The organism is Arthrobacter rhamnosi, from assembly GCF_054510855.1.
Map to the genome: position 1 here is coordinate 290,598 of NZ_JBTNDT010000002.1, position 20,855 is coordinate 311,452.

The 20,855-nt window shown below is 68.5% G+C and carries 17 protein-coding genes and 1 tRNA gene; 6 read left to right on the forward strand and 12 right to left on the reverse strand.

What is annotated here, in order from left to right:
• Positions 1-54 precede the first annotated feature (54 nt).
• Positions 55-963, reverse strand: coding sequence for a hypothetical protein (locus tag ACX80I_RS05725; RefSeq protein WP_459344164.1), 909 nt, complete (start codon positions 961-963; stop codon positions 55-57).
• 163 nt (positions 964-1,126) lie between these two features.
• On the opposite strand from ACX80I_RS05725, the gene ACX80I_RS05730 reads away from it, so the two are divergent.
• Positions 1,127-1,669: a peptidylprolyl isomerase gene (locus tag ACX80I_RS05730; RefSeq protein WP_459344165.1), complete on the forward strand. Its 543-nt coding sequence runs from the start codon at positions 1,127-1,129 to the stop codon at positions 1,667-1,669.
• A 4-nt stretch (positions 1,670-1,673) separates the two neighbouring features.
• Entirely contained in the window at positions 1,674-2,546 is an 873-nt protein-coding gene (locus ACX80I_RS05735) for a rhomboid family intramembrane serine protease (protein WP_459344166.1), read from the forward strand.
• 242 nt (positions 2,547-2,788) lie between these two features.
• Here the strand turns inward: ACX80I_RS05735 and ACX80I_RS05740 are convergent, their stop codons facing one another.
• Positions 2,789-3,037: a cell division protein CrgA gene (locus ACX80I_RS05740; protein ID WP_087072395.1), complete on the reverse strand. Its 249-nt coding sequence runs from the start codon at positions 3,035-3,037 to the stop codon at positions 2,789-2,791.
• A gap of 222 nt (positions 3,038-3,259) precedes the next feature.
• Here ACX80I_RS05740 and ACX80I_RS05745 point away from each other — a divergent pair, with 222 nt between their 5' ends.
• From ACX80I_RS05745 to ACX80I_RS05755, 3 genes are read left to right on the forward strand one after another with little or no spacing between them, the layout of a single operon-like run.
• Complete coding sequence (locus ACX80I_RS05745; protein WP_459344336.1) at positions 3,260-4,039, forward strand: class E sortase; 780 nt, start codon at positions 3,260-3,262, stop codon at positions 4,037-4,039.
• A 5-nt stretch (positions 4,040-4,044) separates the two neighbouring features.
• Positions 4,045-4,206 carry a hypothetical protein gene (locus tag ACX80I_RS05750; RefSeq protein WP_459344167.1) on the forward strand — a complete coding sequence of 54 codons (162 nt, stop codon included), beginning with the start codon at positions 4,045-4,047 and terminating at the stop codon, positions 4,204-4,206.
• A gap of 3 nt (positions 4,207-4,209) precedes the next feature.
• The gene (locus ACX80I_RS05755) at positions 4,210-4,854 is read left to right on the forward strand and encodes an aminodeoxychorismate/anthranilate synthase component II (RefSeq protein ID WP_459344168.1); all 645 of its coding nucleotides are present in this window, start codon (positions 4,210-4,212) and stop codon (positions 4,852-4,854) included.
• Here ACX80I_RS05755 and pknB read toward each other — a convergent pair.
• From pknB to ACX80I_RS05790, 7 genes are read right to left on the reverse strand one after another with little or no spacing between them, the layout of a single operon-like run.
• Positions 4,851-6,821, reverse strand: a complete 1,971-nt coding sequence (pknB, locus tag ACX80I_RS05760; protein ID WP_459344169.1) for a Stk1 family PASTA domain-containing Ser/Thr kinase — start codon at positions 6,819-6,821, stop codon at positions 4,851-4,853. The two genes, ACX80I_RS05755 and pknB, sit on opposite strands and share 4 nt — an antisense overlap.
• Before the next feature lie 37 nt (positions 6,822-6,858).
• A complete protein-coding gene (locus tag ACX80I_RS05765; protein WP_459344170.1) occupies positions 6,859-8,655 on the reverse strand; it encodes a protein kinase domain-containing protein in 1,797 nt (598 codons plus the stop codon).
• Positions 8,652-10,094, reverse strand: a complete 1,443-nt coding sequence (locus ACX80I_RS05770; protein WP_459344171.1) for a peptidoglycan D,D-transpeptidase FtsI family protein — start codon at positions 10,092-10,094, stop codon at positions 8,652-8,654. The genes ACX80I_RS05765 and ACX80I_RS05770 overlap by 4 nt, the downstream gene beginning before the upstream one ends.
• Positions 10,091-11,515, reverse strand: coding sequence for an FtsW/RodA/SpoVE family cell cycle protein (locus ACX80I_RS05775; RefSeq protein WP_459344172.1), 1,425 nt, complete (start codon positions 11,513-11,515; stop codon positions 10,091-10,093). The genes ACX80I_RS05770 and ACX80I_RS05775 overlap by 4 nt, the downstream gene beginning before the upstream one ends.
• Complete coding sequence (locus tag ACX80I_RS05780) at positions 11,508-13,154, reverse strand: PP2C family protein-serine/threonine phosphatase (protein ID WP_459344337.1); 1,647 nt, start codon at positions 13,152-13,154, stop codon at positions 11,508-11,510. The genes ACX80I_RS05775 and ACX80I_RS05780 overlap by 8 nt, the downstream gene beginning before the upstream one ends.
• 44 nt (positions 13,155-13,198) lie before the next feature.
• Positions 13,199-13,678 carry an FHA domain-containing protein FhaB/FipA gene (locus ACX80I_RS05785; RefSeq protein ID WP_459344173.1) on the reverse strand — a complete coding sequence of 160 codons (480 nt, stop codon included), beginning with the start codon at positions 13,676-13,678 and terminating at the stop codon, positions 13,199-13,201.
• Positions 13,675-14,412, reverse strand: coding sequence for an FHA domain-containing protein (locus ACX80I_RS05790; RefSeq protein WP_459344174.1), 738 nt, complete (start codon positions 14,410-14,412; stop codon positions 13,675-13,677). The genes ACX80I_RS05785 and ACX80I_RS05790 overlap by 4 nt, the downstream gene beginning before the upstream one ends.
• A gap of 316 nt (positions 14,413-14,728) precedes the next feature.
• On the opposite strand from ACX80I_RS05790, the gene ACX80I_RS05795 reads away from it, so the two are divergent.
• A tRNA-Leu gene (locus tag ACX80I_RS05795) sits at positions 14,729-14,811 on the forward strand.
• A gap of 119 nt (positions 14,812-14,930) precedes the next feature.
• Here the strand turns inward: ACX80I_RS05795 and ACX80I_RS05800 are convergent.
• The 3 genes from ACX80I_RS05800 to imuA' all read right to left on the reverse strand — a co-directional run bounded on the left by ACX80I_RS05800 (position 14,931) and on the right by imuA' (position 20,822).
• Positions 14,931-18,353 carry an error-prone DNA polymerase gene (locus tag ACX80I_RS05800; RefSeq protein ID WP_459344175.1) on the reverse strand — a complete coding sequence of 1,141 codons (3,423 nt, stop codon included), beginning with the start codon at positions 18,351-18,353 and terminating at the stop codon, positions 14,931-14,933.
• Positions 18,354-18,423: 70 nt separating this feature from the next.
• Positions 18,424-20,010: a DNA polymerase Y family protein gene (locus ACX80I_RS05805; protein WP_459344176.1), complete on the reverse strand. Its 1,587-nt coding sequence runs from the start codon at positions 20,008-20,010 to the stop codon at positions 18,424-18,426.
• Positions 20,007-20,822 (reverse strand): DnaE2-dependent mutagenesis accessory factor ImuA', encoded by an 816-nt coding sequence (gene imuA' / locus ACX80I_RS05810; RefSeq protein ID WP_459344177.1) that lies wholly within the window; start codon positions 20,820-20,822, stop codon positions 20,007-20,009. The genes ACX80I_RS05805 and imuA' overlap by 4 nt, the downstream gene beginning before the upstream one ends.
• Between the last annotated feature and the right edge of the window lie 33 nt (positions 20,823-20,855).

Genomic DNA, 20,855 nt, shown 5'->3' on the forward strand with positions numbered 1-20,855 from the left:
ACGGCATGAAAAAGCCCCCGGCAGGACGCCGGGGGCTTTTCGCTTCTCGGAGTGTCAGGCTTTCGGCTCGTCCGTCGGCGTAGCCACATGCTTCGCGGGTTCGCCGGCGTCCGCGTCGCCCGCCGCCAGCGGCGAGGTGGTGCCTGCGACCGTCCCGCTGGTCGCCGCCGCGTCATCGGAGGAGGCTGCTGACCGCTCGGCGGCTTTCTTGATCTCGGCGACGACGTCCTTGGCTTCCTGGGCCTTGTCCGCCGCGACGGGAGCAGGTGTGGCGTTCACGGGTGCGGGCGTCTTCCAGGGATCCTCCACGGGCTTGGAGGCCCTCCACGCAGCGATGCCGGCGACGAGAGCGGACGCGATGATGCCGACGATCAGCCAGCCCTTGCCGGACCTGCGTGCCTGGTTCCTCTTGAGGTCCTTCGAGGCCTGCATCGTCGCGGCGACCAGGCGCTTCTGGGCGTTCGTGACGGCCTTCTTGTCACCGGTCGCCCTGGTCACGACCTTCTCGACCAGAGGGGGCACGGAGGCTGCAGCGAGGGAACGGGCCGCCGTGTCCGCTGCCTCGCCGAGCCTGTTGGACAGGGCCGGCAGGTAGTCGTCGACGACCTTGCCCTTGGCGGAGTTCAGTGCCGGCGTCGCCTTGTCGAGGGTGCCCTGGATCTTCGGGGTCGTCTCGTCGATGACGTGCGTGATGCGCGGGCCCACACTCTCGATCCCGGACTGGATCCGGGGGGTGACGACGGCGATGCCGCCCGCGATGCCCTCGGTGGTCCTGCGGACGGTGTCCTGCAGGGCCGGCCGGGCGGTTTCGACGCCCTTCTCCCACCGGGGCTTCGCCCAGCCGTAGGCGGCATCGACATGGGGAGATGCCCAGGCGCGCGCTGCTGCTACTCCAGCGACGAATGCCGCTCCGATGGCGGCGGTCTCCTCGAGATCGTGGGTGACGCGTGCATTCTTCTTCACAAAAACCTCCAGGGGGTGGTTACTCGTTTTGATCAGCCTACGTTGCATGGACAGGGGGTGCTATCGGTGTGCGCTCCAGGATCCCGTCGAAAGGGCCGTTTCACCGTCCGCGGAATGGCACTCCTCCAGCTTATTGTCGGAGGCTGCGTGGAAGAATGGGCGAATGACTGCTATCCCAACAGCAAAAGCGACCATTTCCACCAACCAGGGCAATATCGAGGTGAACCTCTTCGGCAACCACGCGCCGAAGACCGTGAAGAACTTCGTGGGCCTGGCAACCGGCGAGATCACCTGGACCCACCCGCAGACGGGCGAGAAGAGCAACGCTCCCCTCTACAACGGGACGATCTTCCACCGCATCATCAAGGACTTCATGATCCAGGGCGGGGACCCGCTGGGCCAGGGTATCGGCGGACCGGGCTACAAGTTCGACGACGAGATCAACCCGGACCTCACCTTCAACGAGCCCTACAAGCTCGCCATGGCCAATGCCGGAACCCAGGGCGGACGCGGCACCAACGGATCGCAGTTCTTCATCACCTCGGTGCCCACGACCTGGCTGCAGGGCAAGCACACCATCTTCGGTGACGTCACCGACGAGGAGTCCCGCAAGGTCGTCGACAAGCTGAACGCGATTGCCACGGACATGAGGGACAAGCCCCTCGACGACGTCGTCATCGAGAGCATCACCGTGGAACAGCTCTAACCGAATGTCCTACGGTGCCCCCGCGCCCGACGCCGGCAGCCAGCAGGCCCCCGTCTGCCCGAGGCACCCCGACCGCATCAGCTATGTGAGGTGCCAGCGGTGCGGCCGCCCGGCCTGCGGAGACTGCCAGCGGCCGGCCGCCGTCGGATTCCAGTGCGTGGACTGCGTGCGTGAGCAGGCGGCCCGCACCCCGGTCCGGAAGAATGCTTTCGGCGGCGTCGCACGCGGGGGCACCCCTCTCGTCACCACGGCCCTGATCGGGATCTGCGTGGTGGTGTTCCTGCTCCAGCTCGTGATCCCCGGGCTCACCCGGACCTTCTCCTACGCTCCGGTGTTCACCGCCGGCGTGGGCGGAGCCATCCCGGCCGAGCCGTGGCGCATGCTCACCGCGGCCTTCCTCCATGCGCCCAACTCGGTCCTGCACATCGCGTTCAACATGTACGCCCTCTACATCCTGGGGAAGGTGCTCGAACCGGCGATGGGACGGGCGAGGTTCCTTGCGCTATACCTGATCTCGGCGGTCGGCGGATCCGTCGGCGTGTTGCTGCTGAGCGGACCCCTCCAGTACGTGGTCGGTGCATCCGGCGCCGTCTTCGGTCTGTTCGGGGCCCTCTTCATCATCCAGCGCAAGCGTGGGGGTGATGTGCGGCAGATCATCGTCCTGGTCGCCATCAACGCGGTCCTGGGCTTCGTGGTGCCGGGGATCGCCTGGCAGGCCCACCTCGGCGGCCTGCTGGCCGGAGCCGCCTGCGCAGCGGTCATCGCCTACGCACCCCGGGGTGCCCGTCAGGCCCGCCTGCAGTGGCTCGGACTCGGCGGGATCGTTGTGCTGCTGGCTGTGCTGACGTTCCTGGGGGTCTCGCTCCTCCTGGTCTAGGACGAGGAAGACACTGAGGGCCGGTTCGCTCGAACCGGCCCTCAGCTGCGTTATCCACACCCCTTATCCACACGGGGGATAACTTACACACATGTAATTCCACACCTGTGGATAAGCAGGGCCCGGGATCTCAGGCCCTCGAGCGGATGATCAACAGAACTGTGCACATCTGTGGATAACTTTCTGCACACCGTGTGCACAGTGGGGACAGGTCCTTCGACCGCCCCGGTGGAACGGGGGAACTACCGCCAGCGTGTGGTCATCAGGAATCCGACGATCGCGATGCCGAACCCGACAAGGATGTTCCAGGACCCCCAGGCCGCCACCGGAAGGGTGGACATCGAGATGTAGAAGGTGATGATCCACAGCAGGCCGATGATCATGAGCCCGAACATCACGGGCTTGTACCAGACCGGGTTCGGCTTGGGCTGCGAGGACTTGACGGCGGGCGCAGCGGTGCTGGCTCTCTTGCGGGGCTTCGACTCGGGCACGGATTCTCCTCGACGGGGCGCAACTGCGGATCAGCTGCGCCGGTGGTCTCGCGGGGCGCCCCGGTGCGTCCAGACCCGCAGGTTATCCTGAAGGAAGAACACCATCCGGCGGGCGGTTCTGGGAACGATTCTAGCCAAGAACCGCCCGATACCGGTGCATCCCCAGCGGCAGGAGCGGCAGTGGCCCGGTCAACCATCGACGCCGCACCCGGCCATGCCGCAGTGCAGGCACGGCCGCAGCGACGCCGTCGTACCCCCGTCCAGCTCGTCGCGCAGGTCCTCGGCGAACTGCTCATCACGGTCGGCGTCGTCCTCCTGCTCTTCGTGGGCTGGGAGCTGTGGTGGACCAACATCGATTCCGGGATCAAGCAGGACCACGCCCTCGAGGAGTTCTTCTCGGACGTACCGCCCGTTCGGGCGGAGCCGGTTCCCTCCTCGCCGCCCGGAGGAACCGTGTCCGCTGCGCCGGAGGAGTTCAGCGAACCCGCCGTCCTTCCGCAGAGCGAGCTGGTCGGGACCTTCGCGGTGGTCTACATCCCCCGGTTCGGTGAGAGCTACTCCCGGCCGGTCACGGCGGGCGTCGGGACCGATGTCCTCGACAACCTCGGTCTCGGGCACTACCCGGGAACCGGAGCCCCCGGCGAGGTGGGAAATTTCGCGCTGGCCGGCCACCGTCAGACCCACGGCCAGGTCCTCGACCAGATCCACACGCTCGTCCCGGGCGACCGCATCTACGTCCAGACCCGCGACGGGTTCTACACGTACGTGTTCCGCAACACCGAGATCGTCCTCCCCGACCGCGTGGACGTGATCGCACCGGTGCCCACGCAGCCGGCCGCGGAACCCGTCGACAGGATCCTGACGCTGACCAGCTGCAATCCGCGCTTCGGTGCGCAGGAGCGTATTATTGCTTATTCGGTGATGGAGTCCTGGCGTCCTGTGGATGCCGGTCCGCCGCCCGAGATCGCGGAGCAGGTAGCCCGTGCCGCAGGACAGGGATAGCCACGATGTACGGATGGATCTTCCGGACCCTCCCCGGTCCCCTGTGGATGCGCGTTCTCCTCTCGGTGCTCCTCGTGCTCGCGGCCGTCGCGGTGCTCATGGTCTTCGTGTTCCCCTGGTTCTCCCAGTTCAACCCGCTCACAGATTCAACGATTGGTTCCCCCTAGCTCATGGCTGACACCACCCGAATCCTCGTCGTCGACAACTACGACAGCTTCGTCTACACCCTGGTCGGTTACCTGCAGGAACTCGGCGCCGAGACGACCGTGGTCCGTAACGACGACCTGACCCTCGCGGAGGCCGAGGACATGGCCGCATCGCGCGACGGCGTGCTGATCTCCCCCGGCCCGGGCACGCCGGCCGAGGCCGGCGTCTGCATCGACCTCATCCGGTGGTGCGGCGAGCATGCGAAGCCCATGCTCGGAGTCTGCCTCGGACACCAGGCGCTGGCGGAGGCCTATGGCGGACGGGTGACGCACGCACCCGAACTCATGCACGGCAAGACCTCCCTGGTGGAACACGATGCGACAAGCGTCTTCGCCGGGTTGCCGTCGCCGGTCACGGCCACGCGGTACCACTCGCTCGCAGCCGTGAGCGATGACGTTCCAGCCGACCTCACGGTCACCGCACGCACCGCCAGTGGCATCATCATGGGCCTCGAGCACAAGACCGCGCCCCTGTGCGGCGTCCAGTTCCATCCCGAGTCGGTCCTGACGGAGGGCGGCTACCAGATGCTGGGAAACTGGCTCGAATCGCTCGGCCTCACGGGTGCTGCAGCCAAGGCGGCAGGACTCAGCCCGCTCATCGCGCGCTAGCTGTTCCCTTTCGTGGGTCCCGGCGTGGGCTGGTTCCCCGTCCCCTCGGCGGGCCGGCCGCCCGGTGTCCGGGAGGGTTCCGGCTTGGGTTCCGGGGCGGTCTCCTGCGTGGGTTCCGGGGACGGCTCCTGGGTGGGCTCCTGCACCGGTGGCTGCGTGGGTGCCTTCGCCACCGAGAGCACGATCTCCGTTCCCTGATCCACCTGCGACCGTGCGGGCGACGACTGCGCCGTCACGATCCCCGGTGTCACCACGCTGTTCTCGACCTCGCGGACGGAGAACGGCAGTTGGACGGCGGGATCGGCCAGCAGTGCCTCGGCCTGCAGGACGGTCAGGTCGGTGAGCAGCGGCACGGTCACCTTGCCGTTGGACAGCACCAGGTCCACCGACGTGCCGACGGGCACGGACTGCCCCGCCTGGGGATTGGTCGTGATGACCCGGCCTTCCGCGACCTCGGCGCTGGTCTCCTCCGTGACCTCGCCGCCTTTCAGCCCGAGGTCCTCCAGCGCGTCCCGCGCCGAGGACTCCGTGAGTCCCGAGAGCTCGTCGGGTAGCACCACGTTGGCGGGGCCCAGCGAGACGGTGATGTTCACGCGGGACTCCGTCTCCACGGATGCTCCCGCCGAAGGGTCGGAACTGATGACGTCTCCGGCCTCCACCGACGCGTTGTACTCCTCGTCCGTGGAGGGGACCAGCCCGGCGTCCACGATCGCATCGGTCGCATCCGCCTCGGTCATGGACACCACATCGGGAACGTCGACGGTCGCCACCTCCTGGACCGGCCGGCTGTCCGGGAGGTTGTCCAGGACCACATAGCCTCCGGCGAGGACGAGCAGCACCGCCACGAGGAAGACCGTGAGCCAGGCAGCACGGGACGATCTCCGGTGCTGGTCGTGCTGCCGGTCCCGCTCGGTGCCGTTCCCCAAAAGGTCCAGGCGACCGTCGTCGTCCTCCTGTCCGGAGGGAAGGGACTGGTCCGCCGCCAGCCGGCCTCCGGTGTGGGCCTGCGAATGGTACGTGGTGCCAATCGCTGTCGCACCGACCGACGCTGCACGCGTCCGGGGCGCGGTGACGTCCATCGCCTCGGTGGGTGCCCCTGCGGCGTCCGCGAGGACGACACCGCGGGCAGCGTCGAGCAGGGCACGACGGAAGGACGCTGCGTCCTGGAACCGGTGTTCGCGGTCCTTCCGCAGCGCCCTGGCGAGGACGGAGTCCAGGGCGGGCGTGACGGCCGGAGCGAGGGTGCTGGCGATGGGAGGTTCTTCCCTCACGTGCTGGTAGGCCACGGACACCGGACTGTCCCCGATGAACGGCGGGCGGCCCGTGAGCAGTTCGAACAGGAGGCATCCCGCCGAATACAGGTCGCTGCGGGCGTCCACCGTCTCCCCGCGGGCCTGCTCGGGTGAGAGGTACTGCGCCGTGCCCAGGACCGCCTGGGTCTGTGTCATGGTGGCCTGCGAGTCCGCCAGGGCGCGGGCGATGCCGAAGTCCATGACCTTGACGGCGCCGTCCGGGGTGATCATCACGTTGGCCGGCTTGATGTCCCGGTGGACGATGCCGGCCTTGTGGCTGTAAGCCAGCGCGTCCAGGACCCCGGCGAGGTAGGTCACGCTGTCCTCGGGTGTCAGGTCCCCGGCCTTGACGTGGTCACGCAGCGTGCGTCCCTCGACGTACTCCATCACGATGAACGGGACCCTGACCTCGTGCTGTGGCCTGTCCGGGATCTCTTCCTCCCCGGTGTCGTAGACCGCGACGATATTGGGGTTGTTGAGGCCCGCCACGGCCTGGGCTTCACGCCGGAACCGCGACTGGAAGAGGGGATCGCGGGCAAGGTCCTGGCGCAGCACCTTGATCGCCACTGACCGCCCGAGCAGGAGGTCGCGTCCGAGGTGTACATCGGCCATGCCTCCACGGCCGATCAGTTCACGAACCTCGTACCGTCCGTTCAGGACGCGCTCCGCGGTCATCACTCCGGGCCCTTCCGGCACGTGCGCTGCGGGCGGATCATGACCCGGAGGTCGCCGTCCCCGTGGGCTCCGACGCGGGGGTCGGCTCCGACGGACTGGTCGGCGCCTCGGTGGCGGGCGGGCCCGAGGACACGACGTAGTTCACCTGGGTTCCCGGCGCAAGTACTGCACCCGGCCCGGGATCGACACGAAGTACGGTCCCCTCGGGCTGGTCCGACTCCTCGGAACCCACATTCAGGGGTCGCAACCCGAGCTCCACGAGGATCCGCTCGACCTCGGCGGCATCCTGTCCCTGCAGACCCGCGGGCACGGTGACCTGCTCGGGACCGGTTGATGCGGTCAGTGTGATCGTAGTTCCGGGTGGTTGCGCCCCACTCGGGTTGATGTCGATGACGGTTCCCGGTTCCTTCTCGGAAGACCGTTCCACCACGTTTACTCCGAAATCGAGCGCAATCAGCTTTGCTCGGGCCTCTTCCAGGGGAAGACCAAGGTATTCGGCCGGCGAGATGACAGTGCCTTCGTCAGCCTCGGCGGTGGTGGGTGACGGCGTCGGCGACGGGGACGGGGACGGGGACGAGGAGGTGGTGGAGGGCGATGGGCTGGGGGTGTCGGACGGAGAGGGCGTCGCGCTGGCCGGGGTACTCGATGCGGCCGGAACGTTGTCGGCATCGTCTCCGGTCAGCAGCGGCTGGAAGATCAGGAAGGCGATGGCAGCCAGTGCGAGCAGGAGCAGGACGATGAGCGGGATCAGCCAGGGGCTCCGCCGATCCTCCTCGCGGCGGTACGGCTGGGAGGGCTCGGTGGCGTCGATGTCCTCCTCCGACCAGTCCCGGGAGGCCGCGATCCCGGCGGCGGCACCGGCGGCGGGTGCCGCGACCCTGGGAAGGGCGGATGTCTTCGGTGCGGGGACCGCCGTCGTCGCCTGGGTGTCCTGGCGGGGAACGGCGGTCGTCGCCGCGTCCGCGCCCGTCCCGAAGGCGAGCATCCCGGGCACCGCTGCTTCCGCGGCCCGGATGTTGCCCGCACGGATGGCGTCGACAGCGCGCGCGAGGCTCTCGGCGTCCCGCGGCCTGTCGGCAGGATCCTTGGCGAGCATGGATCCGACCAGCGCGCGTACGGGGCGCGGGATGGTCTCGGGCAGGGGTGGCGGGGCGTCGTTGACCTGGGCGAGGGCGATCGCGATCTGGGACTCGCCGGAGAACGGGCGGTGCCCGGCGAGGAGCTCGTATCCGATGACGCCCAGCGCGTAGATGTCGGAGGACCCCGTGGCCGGCTGGCCTGTGGCCTGCTCGGGCGCGAGGTACTGGGCCGTTCCCATGACCTGGCCCGTGGCCGTGAGCGGCACCTGATCGGCCAACCGGGCGATGCCGAAATCGGTGATCTTGACCCGGCCGTCGGGCATCACGAGGATGTTGCCCGGCTTCACGTCGCGGTGGACGAGTCCCTGCCGGTGTGCCACGGCGAGGGCGAGGGCGGTCTGGCCCATGATCGAGAGCGTCCGGTCGGGCGAGAGCACCTGCTCCTTCTCGATCACGGCGGACAGGGGCTGCCCGGGGACGAGCTCCATGACGAGGTAGGCGGAACCGCCCTCCTCGCCGTAGTCGAAGACGTTGGCGATCCCCTCGTGGTTGAGCAGCGCCGTGTGGCGCGCCTCCGCGCGGAAGCGGTTCAGGAACGCCGGGTCGCCCGAATACTCCTCCTTGAGGATCTTGATCGCCACGATCCGGCCCAGGATCTGGTCCCGCGCCTTCCAGACCTCGCCCATACCGCCGATCGCGATGCGCTCGGTCAGTTCGAACCTGCCGCCCAGGGTGATTCCTGACGTGGGCCTCATCTGTTCAACACCGCCTCTATAAGTCGCTTGGCACTGGGTGAGGTCAATTGCTGACCGGTGGGGATGTCCACGTTCTCCATCACGATGGAGATCGCTACCTGCGGATCGTCGGCGGGGGCGAAACCCGTGAACCAGGCATTGTCGCCGGTCTCGGAGACCTCAGCCGTTCCTGTCTTGCCGGCGACCTCGACGCCCGGCACCTGGGCGCCGGTCGCCGTACCGTTGTCCACCACGTTGACCATCCAGTCGGTGAGCTGGTTCGCCGTCTCCGGACTGACCGACTCGCGCAGCACCTCGGGCTGGGGGGACTCGATCAGCTGGAGGTCCGCCGCCCGGATCGACTTCACGAGCTGGGGTTTCATCTGCTGCCCGTCATTGGCGATGGCCGAGGTCACCATGGCCATCTGGAGCGGCGTCACGCGCGTGTCGAACTGCCCGACCGCGGACTGCGCGAGCTCGGGATCGGTCAGGTCCGACGGGAAGGAACTCGCGATGACCCGGGTGGGGATGGACAGCTCCTCGCCGAACCCGAATTTCGCCGCCTGCTCCTGGATGGCTTCCTCACCGAGGTCCAGGGCGATCTGCGCGAAGGGTGTGTTGCAGGACTGCTCGAGCGCGAACTCCAGGTCCGCCGTCGTCCTGCTGATGCATCCTCCCGTGACGTAGTTCGGCAGGGAGTACTCGATGCCGGGGAACTCGAGCGCCGGCGGGTTCGGGATCACCGAGTCGGCGTCGTACTTGCCCGACTCGAGTGCGGCTGCTGCGTCGATGAGCTTGAAGACGGAGCCCGGGGCCACCAGGGACTCCGTCGCGGGATTCGAGTAGATGGAGAGGCCTGGCTGTTCGGAGAGCGCGGCGACGTTCTCCTCGATGACGCCCGTGTCATGCCCGGACAGGAGGTTGGGATCGTAGGTCGGCTTCGAGACCATCGCGAGGATGTTGCCCGTCGAGGGCTCCATGACCACGATCGAACCCCGCTGATCGTCGGGGATGAGGTCCGAGGCGAGCTGCTGGATCTCGGGATCGATGGTCAGCTCCACGGACGCGCCCTCCGAGTCGACGCCTGAGAAGAGTCCGACGACCCGGTCGTAGAACAGCGAGCTGCTGGTGCCGGAGAGGATGTCCGATTCCCTGTCCTCGAGCTGGGTGGATCCCAGCGACAGGGAGTAGTACCCCGTCAGGTGTGCATACAGTTCGGGTTCGTTGTACACGCGCTGGTAGTTGAACTGGTCCTGCGACGGCACGGACTCCGCGATGGCCCGGCCGTCCACGAGGATCGCCCCGCGCTGCCGGCCGAAGTCCTGGAACAGCTGTCGGCTGTTCCAGGGGTTCGCATTCAGTGCCTGTGCCTGGAAGAACTGCACGTAGGTGAGGGAGCCGAGGACGAGGGCGAACATGCCGATGGCGACGACCCACGCACTGCGGATGGCCTGGTTCATCGGGTGGCCTCCTTCGCGGTCCTCTTCTTCACGGGTTTACCGTTCATGCCGAGCGCTTCGGGGAACGAGTCCTTCGTGGGGGCTGTCGGCGCCGGTCGACGCGCGGTCTCCGAGATGAGCAGGATCAGGGCCACGATCAGCCAGTTCGCCAGCAGCGAGGATCCACCGGCGGACATGAACGGCGTGGTCAGTCCGGTGAGGGGGATCAGGCGTGTGATTCCCCCGATCACCACGAAGCACTGCAGCGCGATGGTGAAGGAGAGGCCGCAGGCGAGAAGCTTGCCGAAGCCGTCCTTGGTCCCCAGCGCCGCCCGGATGCCCCGGGACACGAGGATCACGTAGAGCATCACGATGGCGACGACGCCGATCAGTCCGAGTTCCTCGCCCAGCGCCGCAATGATCATGTCGCTGTTGGCATAGGTCACGAGGTCGGGCCGGCCTTCGCCCAGTCCCGTTCCCACGAGGCCACCATTGGCCAGGCCGAACAGTCCCTGCACCACCTGCGCGCTGCCGCCGGGTGCCCTGTTGTACACCTCGGGCGCGAAGGCGTTGATCCAGGAGTCGAAGCGCAGTGCCACATGGCTGAACAGTTCCAGGGCGACGAAGACGCCGACGCCGATCATCACCAAGCCGATCAGCACCCAGCTGACCCGGCTCGTCGCCACGTAGATCATCACCATGAAGAGGCCGAAGAAGAGGATCGACGACCCGAGGTCGCGCTGGAAGATCAGGACTCCGATGCTGACCAGCCAGGCAGCGGCCATCGGTGCCAGGTCCCGGAAGCGGGGCAGTTGCAGCGGGCCGATCTTCTTGCCCGCCAGCAGGATGAGGTCGCGGTTCGTCGACAGATACCCGGCAAAGAATATTGCGAGCGTGATCTTCGCGATCTCCCCCGGCTGGAAGGTACCGATGCCCACTGAGATCCAGATGCGCGCCCCGTTGATCTCGAGACCGAGCGGCGTGAGGGGAAGCAGGAGCAGGAGGGCGCTGACGATCAGCGAGATGTAGGTGAAGCGGAGGAGGATCCGGTGGTCGCGCAGGACGATCAGGAGGACCGCCGCCGCTCCGATCGCCACGGCCGTCCACGTGACCTGCTGTGGTGCCACGGGCGGATAGTCGGGATTGACCAGGATGGCCGACAGGTCGAGACGGTGGATCATCGCCAGGCCGATCCCGTTCAGCGCGACGACGATGGGGAGTATCACCGGATCCGCATACTTCGCCCGGAAGCGCAGGATGACGTGGATGAGAAGGCCCATCCCTCCGAGGGTGAGCGCCTGGAACCAGAAGTGGTCGGCGAAGGGCTCCTCGCGGCCTGTGCCCGCCAGGTAGTTGGCACTGATCGCCACGGCGAGGGCGAGCAGCAGCAGGACGAACTCGATGTTGCGCCGCGACCGGGGGACCGTCAGGACATCACTCATTGGCTGCACCTCCACAGTCGGTGGCAGGGGACGAAGGACTGGGGGCGGGGGTCGGATCCGCACCGGACGAGGCGCTGGACGTCGCGGACGCACCCGGTGGAGCGGAAGCACTCGGACCCGCCGTCGTGCGGGGACCCGGTGAGGGGGTCGCACGTGCGGAGGGAACGCCCGCCGCGGCCGAGGTCCGCGGCACGGGGGACGCGGAACTGCTGGGGCTCGGCGTGCTGCCGGACGTGGGGCGGGACGTGGGGCTGGGAGTGCTGCGGACGGAGGGGCTCGGCGAGGAGGTCGCCCCCGTTCCGGGATCGCAGGAGACCGCCCGCAGTTCGCTGCGAAGGTTCCCCACGATGCGCTGGGCCTCGTCGAGGCTGGCGGCGGGAAGGGTGTCCACGAGCTGGGAGCGCTGGTACTCGGGCAGGTTCGAGACGGGGATGTCCGTGGTCTCGTACAGCTCACTCAGGCTGATGGGCCCGACCTTCTGGGGCACGCCCGTGTAGATCGCCACGCGGTGGTCCGCTTCGGCGACGTAGTAGCGCGTCTGCGTCCAGGTGTAGCCCAGGCCCAGGACGGCGATCAGGATGAGGCCCATGAGCGACAGGAATGCGGGCACGAGCCAGCGCCGCCTGCGCGTGGGCCTCTCGTCCCCGGCATCGGGGTCGGCCGGCTGGCTGTCGCCCTTGTGGGTCAGCATCATCGCCGCGCGCCGCTCGGTGGACCGCTGCGTCACGATGGGGATCTGTCCGGTCTCGGTCGCCAGGGCCGCCGACCCCACCAGCATGTGAGGCCTTGTCAGCAGGTCCTCGCGGATGACGTCGGCGCGGATGGCGGTGCCGGGAAGGTCGCCGTTGTCGTCGACCTGGTGCGAGGCGGCGTCCGCCCCGTTCGCGCTCGGTCCGTCCCGTTCGCCCGCTGCCTGCCGGGCAGGGGGGATGGACGGCGGCGGTGCGTCGTCGTCGTCCGCTTCCACGACCTCGACGACGACGATGGTGATGTTGTCCGGCGAGCCCCCGGCGAGGGTCAGGTCGACGAGGGTGTCGACGCACGCCCGGATGTCCGTCGTCTCGCGCATGACCTGCTCCACCACGCGCTCGTTCAGGACCGCATTGAGGCCGTCGGAACACAGCAGCCAGCGCTCACCGGGCTCGGCGTCGAAGGAGTCGAGATCCAGTTCCGGGCTCGCGTCGACGTCGCCGAGGACACGCATCAGCACGTTCTTGTGCGGGTGGACCTCCGCTTCCTCGGGAGTGAGCCGGCCCTCGTCGATGAGGCGCTGCACGAAGGTGTGGTCCGTGGTGATCTGCTCGAAGACGCCGTTCTTCAGCCGATAGGCACGCGAGTCACCGATGTGTGCGAGCTGCAGCTTCGAGTCCTCCAGCAGGAGGGCCGTCACCGTGGTTCCCATGCCCGCCAGCTGCGGGTTGGTTCCGACGAGTTCGGAGAGCAGTGAGTTCGCGGTCTGGATCTCGTCCGCCAGGTGCGTGGCAGCATGCCCGCCGTGCCCGCTGTGATCGAGATGGACCAGGTCCAGAACGGTGGAGGCGGAGGCGACGTTGCCACCCGCGTGTCCGCCCATGCCGTCGGCGACGACGGCGAGGTACCGGCCCACGTAGGCGGAGTCGTCATTCTTCGCCCGCACCATGCCCACGTCGGAGCGGGCAGCGAACCTCAGGACAAGCCGCACGCCTACGGCCTCAATTCGATGACCGTCTTACCGATCCGGATGGGGACGCCCGGTTCGACGGGCAGGGCACGCGTGAGCTGGGTACCGCCGAGGTAGGTCCCGTTCGTCGAGCCCAGATCCTCGATGAACCAGCGGCTGCCCTGCGGGAACAGGCGTGCGTGGCGGCCGGAGGCGTAGTCGTCCTCGAGCACGAGGGTGGCCTCCTGGGCGCGACCGAGGAGGACCGGACTCGCCGCGAGGTCCAGTGAGGTCCCGGACAGGGGGCCCTCCGTGACCACCAGTCGTCGGGCGGCTGCCCGCACCGGTGCGGGCTCTTCGTGGGCATCGGGTCTGTTGTGCGGGCTGGCCGTACCGGTCTTGGTGCGGCTTCCCACCAGGAGATCGCGGCGCAGCGCCCCGACGGTGCTGAGCACAAGGATCCACAGCAGGATCAGGAAGCCGAAGCGCAGGATCGTGACGGTCAGTTCTCCGGCCTCGCTCATCGCTGGCCCCCGTCCTGTGTGGGCACCAGGCGGAAGGTCAGCCGTGAGCGCCCCATGGTGATCATGGAGCCGTCCGTCAGCTCGGCCTGCCCGTGGACGCGCTGCCCGTTCACGAAGCTGCCGTTGGTCGATCCGAGGTCGACCGCGTAGATCCTGCCGTCCTCCATGCGGATCTCGAGATGCCGCCGCGAGACCCCGGTGTCATCGACGGGGATGTCCGCCTCCGATGAGCGGCCGAGGATGATGGACCCGGAATGGATCGAATAGCGCCGGCCGTCGATCTCGAGGACCGGCTGGTAGCGCGTGGGCTGGCTGCGCGGTGCTGCGGGCGCTACCGGGCCGGCAGGGCGGCGCGCGGCAACCTGCTTCTCGATCGACGAATCGATCTCGAACACACCCGCCTTCAGCTCGGGATCGTGTTCGAAGGACACGCGCACGGGCCCCTGCAGGCTGTACTGCTGGCTGTTGACGTGGGCGATGACCACGTCGCAGAGCTCCTCGGCCAGGGCGGATCCCCAGTGCTGGGCGAGCTCGAAGTCGGAATCGGAGAGGCGGGCCGTGAAGACATTGGGTGCGAGCGTCCGGCCCTGCGAGAGGACGAGCGAGCGGTTGTCCAGCTCCTTGCGGAGGGCAGTGGCGATCTCGAGGGGCTGCACCTGTGAGCGCGAGCCCGTGGTGAAGGCGCTCCGGACCAGCTTTTCGAGTCCGCGCTCCACGTTGTCGAGAATGCCCATCGTCCGCCTCCTCCCCTGTCCCACTGTGGTTTCGGGCCCCGCCAGCGGGATGCTGCAGGGCTTCTCCCGGTCCTGGAGACGGCAATGTCCGGCCGGGCATGTTCCCTCCGATACTACTGGGAGCCTCTGGAAATGAGCTCCAAGGGGGCATTCCCAGGATTACTTTGTCCTAACGATCGCCGGTGGCGGCAGCATGCCCGGGGGCGCCATCGGACCGCCGGAACCCGCGTTTAGGTAATTGCGGTGATGCTCCGCTATGCTTATTTCTGCTGTTCACAACACCTGCGCCTGGCGTGTGGAGTTGGAATCTCGAAATGCGCGAGTGGCGGAACGGCAGACGCGCTGGCTTCAGGTGCCAGTATCCGAAAGGGTGTGGGGGTTCAAATCCCCCCTCGCGCACAGTGCACGACGACGAAGGGCCTCCGTCCAGCGGGGGCCCTTCGTCGTCTGCCCGGTTCCCCGGGAAACCCGGCCTGGACCAGCCGCGCCCCGGTTCCGCGCCTCGCCCGCCGGGCGTGTCAGCGAAAATCGCGGGACCTGGTGGTGGCCTTCAGGTGGAGGACCTCGATGCGGTCCGCCACGAGGTTCACGATTCCCTCGGAGGACCGTTCGAGGACGCCCCGCACGATCACGCTGCTCGCCTCCCGCGCCACGCGGCGGTAGCGCTGCCAGACCCCCACCGAGCAGATGACGTTCATCAGTCCCGTCTCGTCCTCCAGGTTCATGAACGTGATGCCGCTTGCCGTCGCCGGTCTCTGCCGGTGCGTCACGACTCCGCCCACCTCGACCCGCCGGCCGGACTCCGCCGTCCTCAGGTCCAGCGCCGTCAGTGCCCCACGGCGTTCCAGTCTGCTCCTGGCGTGGCGTACCGGATGGTCGTCCGGGGTGATCCCGGTGGACCACAGGTCGGACCCGACCTTGTCGATGTCCGAGAGTTCGGGCATCAGCGGCGGCTGGATGTACACGGCGGTCCCCTTGATCTGGCCCTCGCGCTCGGTGGACGCGGGCCCGGCATTCCACAGCGCTTCCCGCCTGCTCAGTCCCATCGAGTCGAAGGCGCCCGCCGCCGCCAGCGCCTCGAGCTGCCCGGCATTGACGCCCGTCCGCCGCGCCAGGTCCGGCATGTCCTCGTAGGGTCCGTTCCGTTCCCGCTCGGCGACGATCCTCTCCGCGAGCTTTGTCCCGAGCGATTCGACACTGGCGAGCCCGAGCCGCACCGCATAGTTGCCGTCGCGGCGGTGGGGTGTCGAATCGAAGGGGGTGTCCTGGTCGAAGTAGCCCACCGGCGGCTGCTCGTCCTCGATGCAGCAGTCCATCCCCGTGGCGCGGCGCCGGGGATCGGCGGGAGGGTCGTAGCCCTCGAGTGGTTCGAGGTCGGCGTGGACCCCGGAGTGCAGGATGTCGGGCCGCAGGACGATGGCGCCGTGCCGCCGGGCGTCCGCCACGAGGGTCTGCGGTGAGTAGAACCCCATGGGCTGGGCGCGCAGCAGGGCTGCGAGGAACGCGCCGGGATAGTGCAGCCTCAGCCAGGCGCTGACGTAGACCAGCAGCGCGAAGCTGATCGAGTGGCTCTCCGCGAACCCGAAGTTCGCGAACGCATGGATCTTGTTGTAGATGGTGTCGGCCACCTCGCCGGTGATCCCGTTGGCCTCCATCCCCTGGTACAGCTTGGCCTTCAGCGAATCGATCCGCTCCTCACCCCGCTTGGATCCCATGGCCCGGCGCAGCAGGTCTGCGTCCGCACCGGTGCAGCCGCCCACCACCATGGCCATCTGCATGAGCTGCTCCTGGAAGAGCGGTACGCCGAGGGTCCGCTCGAGGACCGGCTTCAGGTCGGGGTGGAGGTACCGGACCTCCTCCTCGCCCATCTTCCGTTTGATGTAGGGGTGCACGGCTCCGCCCTGGATGGGTCCGGGCCGTACGAGGGCCACCTCGATGACGAGGTCGTAGAACTGGCGGGGCTGCAGCCGGGGGAGCATGCCCATCTGGGCGCGGCTCTCCACCTGGAAGACGCCCACCGAATCGGCGAAGCACAGCATGTCGTACACGCCCTGCTCCTCCTTCGGGATGGTGTGCAGCTCCCACTTCTCCCCGAAGTGCCGTTCCACGAGGTCGAAGTTGTACTGGATGGCGGCGAGGATGCCGAGGCCCAGCAGGTCGAACTTCACCAGCCCCATCCAGGCGCAGTCGTCCTTGTCCCACTGGAGGACCGTCCTACCGTCCATCCGCCCATGCTCGATCGGGCATACTTCCCCGACGGGCCGGTCCGTCAGCACCATGCCGCCCGAGTGGATGCCCAGATGCCGCGGGAACTTCAGGACCTCCTGGGCCAATTCGACCACGGAGGCGGGGATGTCGTGGTCGCTGCTGGAGACGAGCCCGCCCCACCGCTCGATCTGCCGCGACCAGGCGTCCTGCTGGCCCGGGCTGTGGCCCAGGGCCTTCGCCATGTCGCGCACCGCGAACTTGGGCCGGTAGGTGATGACGTTGGCGACCTGCGCCGCATTGAAACGCCCGTACTTGCGGTAGACGTACTGGATGACCTCCTCACGCCGGTCCGAGTCGAAGTCCACGTCGATGTCCGGTTCCTCGTCGCGCATGCTGGAGAGGAACCGCTCGAAGGGAAGCTGGTACTTGATGGAGTCCACGGCGGTGATCTCCAGCAGGTAGCAGACCGCCGAGTTGGCCGCGGATCCCCGTCCCTGGCACAGGATCCCGTTGCGCCGCGCGTAGTGCACGAGGTCGTGGACGATCAGGAAGTACCCCGGGAAGTTCTTGCTCTCGATCACCTCCAGTTCACGTTCGATGCGCTCGCGCACATCGGTCCGGCCGCCGTAGAGCTTGTCCGCCCCCTGCCAGACGAGCTCGCGGAGGTAGCTCATCTGCGTGTGGCCTTCCGGCAGGTCGAGGTTCGGCAGGCCGGGGCGGACGCTGCGGAGGGTGAAGGAGAGATCTGCGGCGAGGTCCACGGTGCGCTCCACGGCTCCGGGATAGTCCCGGAACCGCCGCGCCATCTCGGCACCGCTGCGCAGGTGGGCGGCTCCCGCGGCGGGAAGCCAGCCATCCATCTGGTCCAGGCTCCTGCGGGCCCGGACCGCGGCCAGGGCGGAGGCGAGCCGATGCTGCTTCGGGGTCGCGTAGTGCACGTTGTTGGTGGCCACGGTCGGCAGCGCGAGGCGTGCGGCGACGGCGGCCAGGGCGTCATTGTGCGCGGTGTCCAGGGGGTTGCCCTGGTCGATGAGTTCGACGGCGACCGAATCCCTGCCGAACAGCTCGACGAGCGTGCGGAGCTCCGCCTCGGCGGCGGATGCCCCGTCCGCGACGAGTGCCGAGCGCACCGTCCCCTTCCGGCAGCCCGAGAGGATCATCCACTGGCCCTGGGCGTGCCCGGAGAGGCTCTCGAGGTCGTAGCGGGGTTTGCCCTTCTCCGCATCGGCGTCGAGCTGGGCTTCGGTGATGGCCGTGGACAACCGATGGTAGCCCGCCGATCCCCGGGCGATGACGAGGAGGTGCCGGCCCTCCGGGTCGGCTTCACCGTTCTGCGGTCTGGACAGACCGAGGGAGAGCTCGGTGCCGTACATCGTCGAGAAGCCGGGGTACTTCTCGGCGGCTTCCGCGAAGTGGACCACTCCGTACAGTCCGTCGTGGTCGGTGAGCGCCATGCCGGTGAGACCGAGGCGCTGGGCCTCCTCGGCGAGGTGCTCGGGACTGGATGCACCGTCGAGGAAGCTGAAGTTGGAGTGGACGTGGAGTTCCGCGTAGGGCACCACGGGCCCCTCGGGGGCCGGAGCGGCCGCCGGAGGGGTGTAGGGCTGGCGTTTCCGCGACCAGGCGGGGCTGTCCCCGCCGTCGGCGCCGGGGGGTGGTGCCCCGGGCCGGGTGGAACCGGACAGGTTCCGTTCGAAGTCCGACCACGGGATCGGCGGATTGTTCCAGCCCATGGCGTCCCTCCCTGTCTGGATGTCCTGGAATTGTCAGTGCGGGTGCCGGCCGAGCTGCCGGGCACGGGTGTCAGTCGTAGCCGGCCTCCACCCACCAGGCATGGTTCTCGAGGAGCAGCAGCCAGGCCGATCCGGACTGGTCCACGAGCTGGAAGCGGTTGAGCACGCGTCCCGTGGGGTCCCACCACCGCTCGTTGATCGGCCAGGGACCGGCCCAGGAGTGCACGGGCCTCCGGCCGTCGTCGGGCCCCGCACGAAAGAAGGCGGGGTCGGCGCTCAGGAGGCCGCGGGGATCCACGTCGACCGGATTGCCGCGGGAGTCGACGACGGTGGCGGGCACGGGGTCGGCGAACACGGTGGCCGGCGCCGGGCCGGGCAGGCGGCCGGGCCAGGGCTGGTCGCGGTCCTTTCCGGGCGCCTTCGCAGGCGACGGATCCCCCCAGGGGATGACGACGCGGCGGTCCGCGAGGAGCCGCCCGCCGGCGATGATCGCGGTGAGGACGGCGCCGTGGCCCAGCATGCTCTGCACGCGGGCCAGGCCGTGGTGGATGCCCTCGTCCGGGCCCGTTCCCCAGAGACCGTCCGCATGATCGCTGAGGTCCTCGACGATGTCGGGCGCCACGTGGACCCGCGTGATGCCGGAGGTGAGACCGTGATCGGAGGCAGAGGTGCCCTGGAGCTGCCACCGCACGCGGTCCACGATGTCGTCGGCGTCGAACCAGCGTGGGTGCTGCCACCGGCGCTCGGACACCTCGCCCGACTCCGTGTGCAGCGAGACGTGCAGTGCTGTGCACACCAGCCCTGCCGCCCGCAGGGTGTCGACGAATTCGCCCGCGGGTGTGCGGAAGGCGAACGCGAGCTGGTCGATGCGGGCGAGGGGCGGCTCGAAGTCCGTTGCCGTGTCGAGGTGGGGCGGCGGTTTCCGGGCGACGACGTCCCGGTGGTCGAGTCCGCTCGCCTGGCGGTGCGCGAGGGCGCCCTCGATGCCGAAGCGGTTACGGACGTCGGAGGCCTTGAGTGCCGCGAAATCACCGAGGGAACGGATGCCGAGGCGCTTGAGCAGCACGGTGAGCCGGGGCTGTTCGAGGACTTCCAGGGGGTAGCTGCCGAGGAACCACGGCGAGCGGCCGGGTGGGATGACGACCAGCCGGTCGGCGTCGGGATCCTGGTCCGTGGCCCTGGCTGCCTGCTCGGCGGCGAACGGGCCGTCGGCGATACCGATGCGCACATCGGTGAGGCCGATGGCCGCGAGGGTCCGGAAGATGACGTCCGCGGCCCTGCCCTCGCTGCCGTAGTAGCGCGCAGGTCCCTTGACCTTGAGGGCGCACAGCCCCGGCCGGAGAACCTGGACGCCGGGCAGAATGGTCTCCACGGCCGCGGTCACGGGTTCGAAGGTGCGTTCATCGAGCGAGGGATCGTAGGGCAGGGACACGAGCCCCGTGCTGCGGGCCTGTGCCTCCCGGATGCGCAGGCCCCTCTTCACGCCGTCCTGCCGTGCTGCGGGAGAGCAGGCGAAGACCTCTCCGCGGTCCACCAGGACGAGCGCCGTGTCGGCGGGCAGTGCGTGTTCGCGCAGCGCGGCGGTGATGGGCCAGTCCGGGCACCAGAGCATCAGGATCCTGGTGGCGGGCTCCGCGGGTGCGGGCAGGGACGTCACGAGGATCTCGCCAGCCGTGGTCCGAACAGGGCGGTGGAAGCGTTGCCGGGAGCGGTGCCGGGCTGGAGTCCCTCGGGCAGGAGGGCTCCCTGGGACGCTGTTCCAGGGGCGGTGGCCTGCAGGTCCGCCAGTCCCACGTAGGCGTGGCGGAGCCGTCCGGAGGGCTGCGTCGCGGTGATCTTCATGCGGCGCGCTGTCAGGTGGCCCGTTCCCGCTCCGAGGCCCTCCCAGGCGCTCTCGGCCACCCCGAGCGTGGAATCGCTCTGCTTCCAGGCGCCGAGGGTGATCAGTGCGGCACCACGCTGGCGCAGCCGTGCCTTGAGCCGGGCCCATTCGGTGGGCGCCAGGTGCTCCGGGGCACGGGTCAGGATGACCGGGACGACATCCACGAGGGCTGCCGTGACGGTGAGCCATTGGGATCCGGGATCGGGGATCAGGATGAGGCGTTGGAGGTTGATCCCGAAGCCCTGTGCCGCTTCCACGCCGAAGTCCGGCACGCCGATGACGCTGCACCACAGACCTGCCGAGGAAGGACCGGCGAGGAGGGCCATGGCGAGGGCCGGAGAGTTCCGGACCGTGTAGGAGCCCCCGGACTGGAGGCCGCCGCCGGGCAGGATCCGGGCGAGGGCCGGGACCGTGGGCAGCCTGCGCGAATCGAGGGTGCTGGCCTGCATGCTGTTGATGCGGGCCTGGAGGCCGAGGGTGACGTCGGCTGGTGAGGTTCCGCGGCGACCGGCGGGTTCCGAGTGGACCGTCTCGCCGGAGGAGGAAGGCTCCCGTCCGAGGGAAGGGCCGGCAGCTGGAGGCGTCACTCGTCAATATTCGAATACGTGTTCGATTAAGTC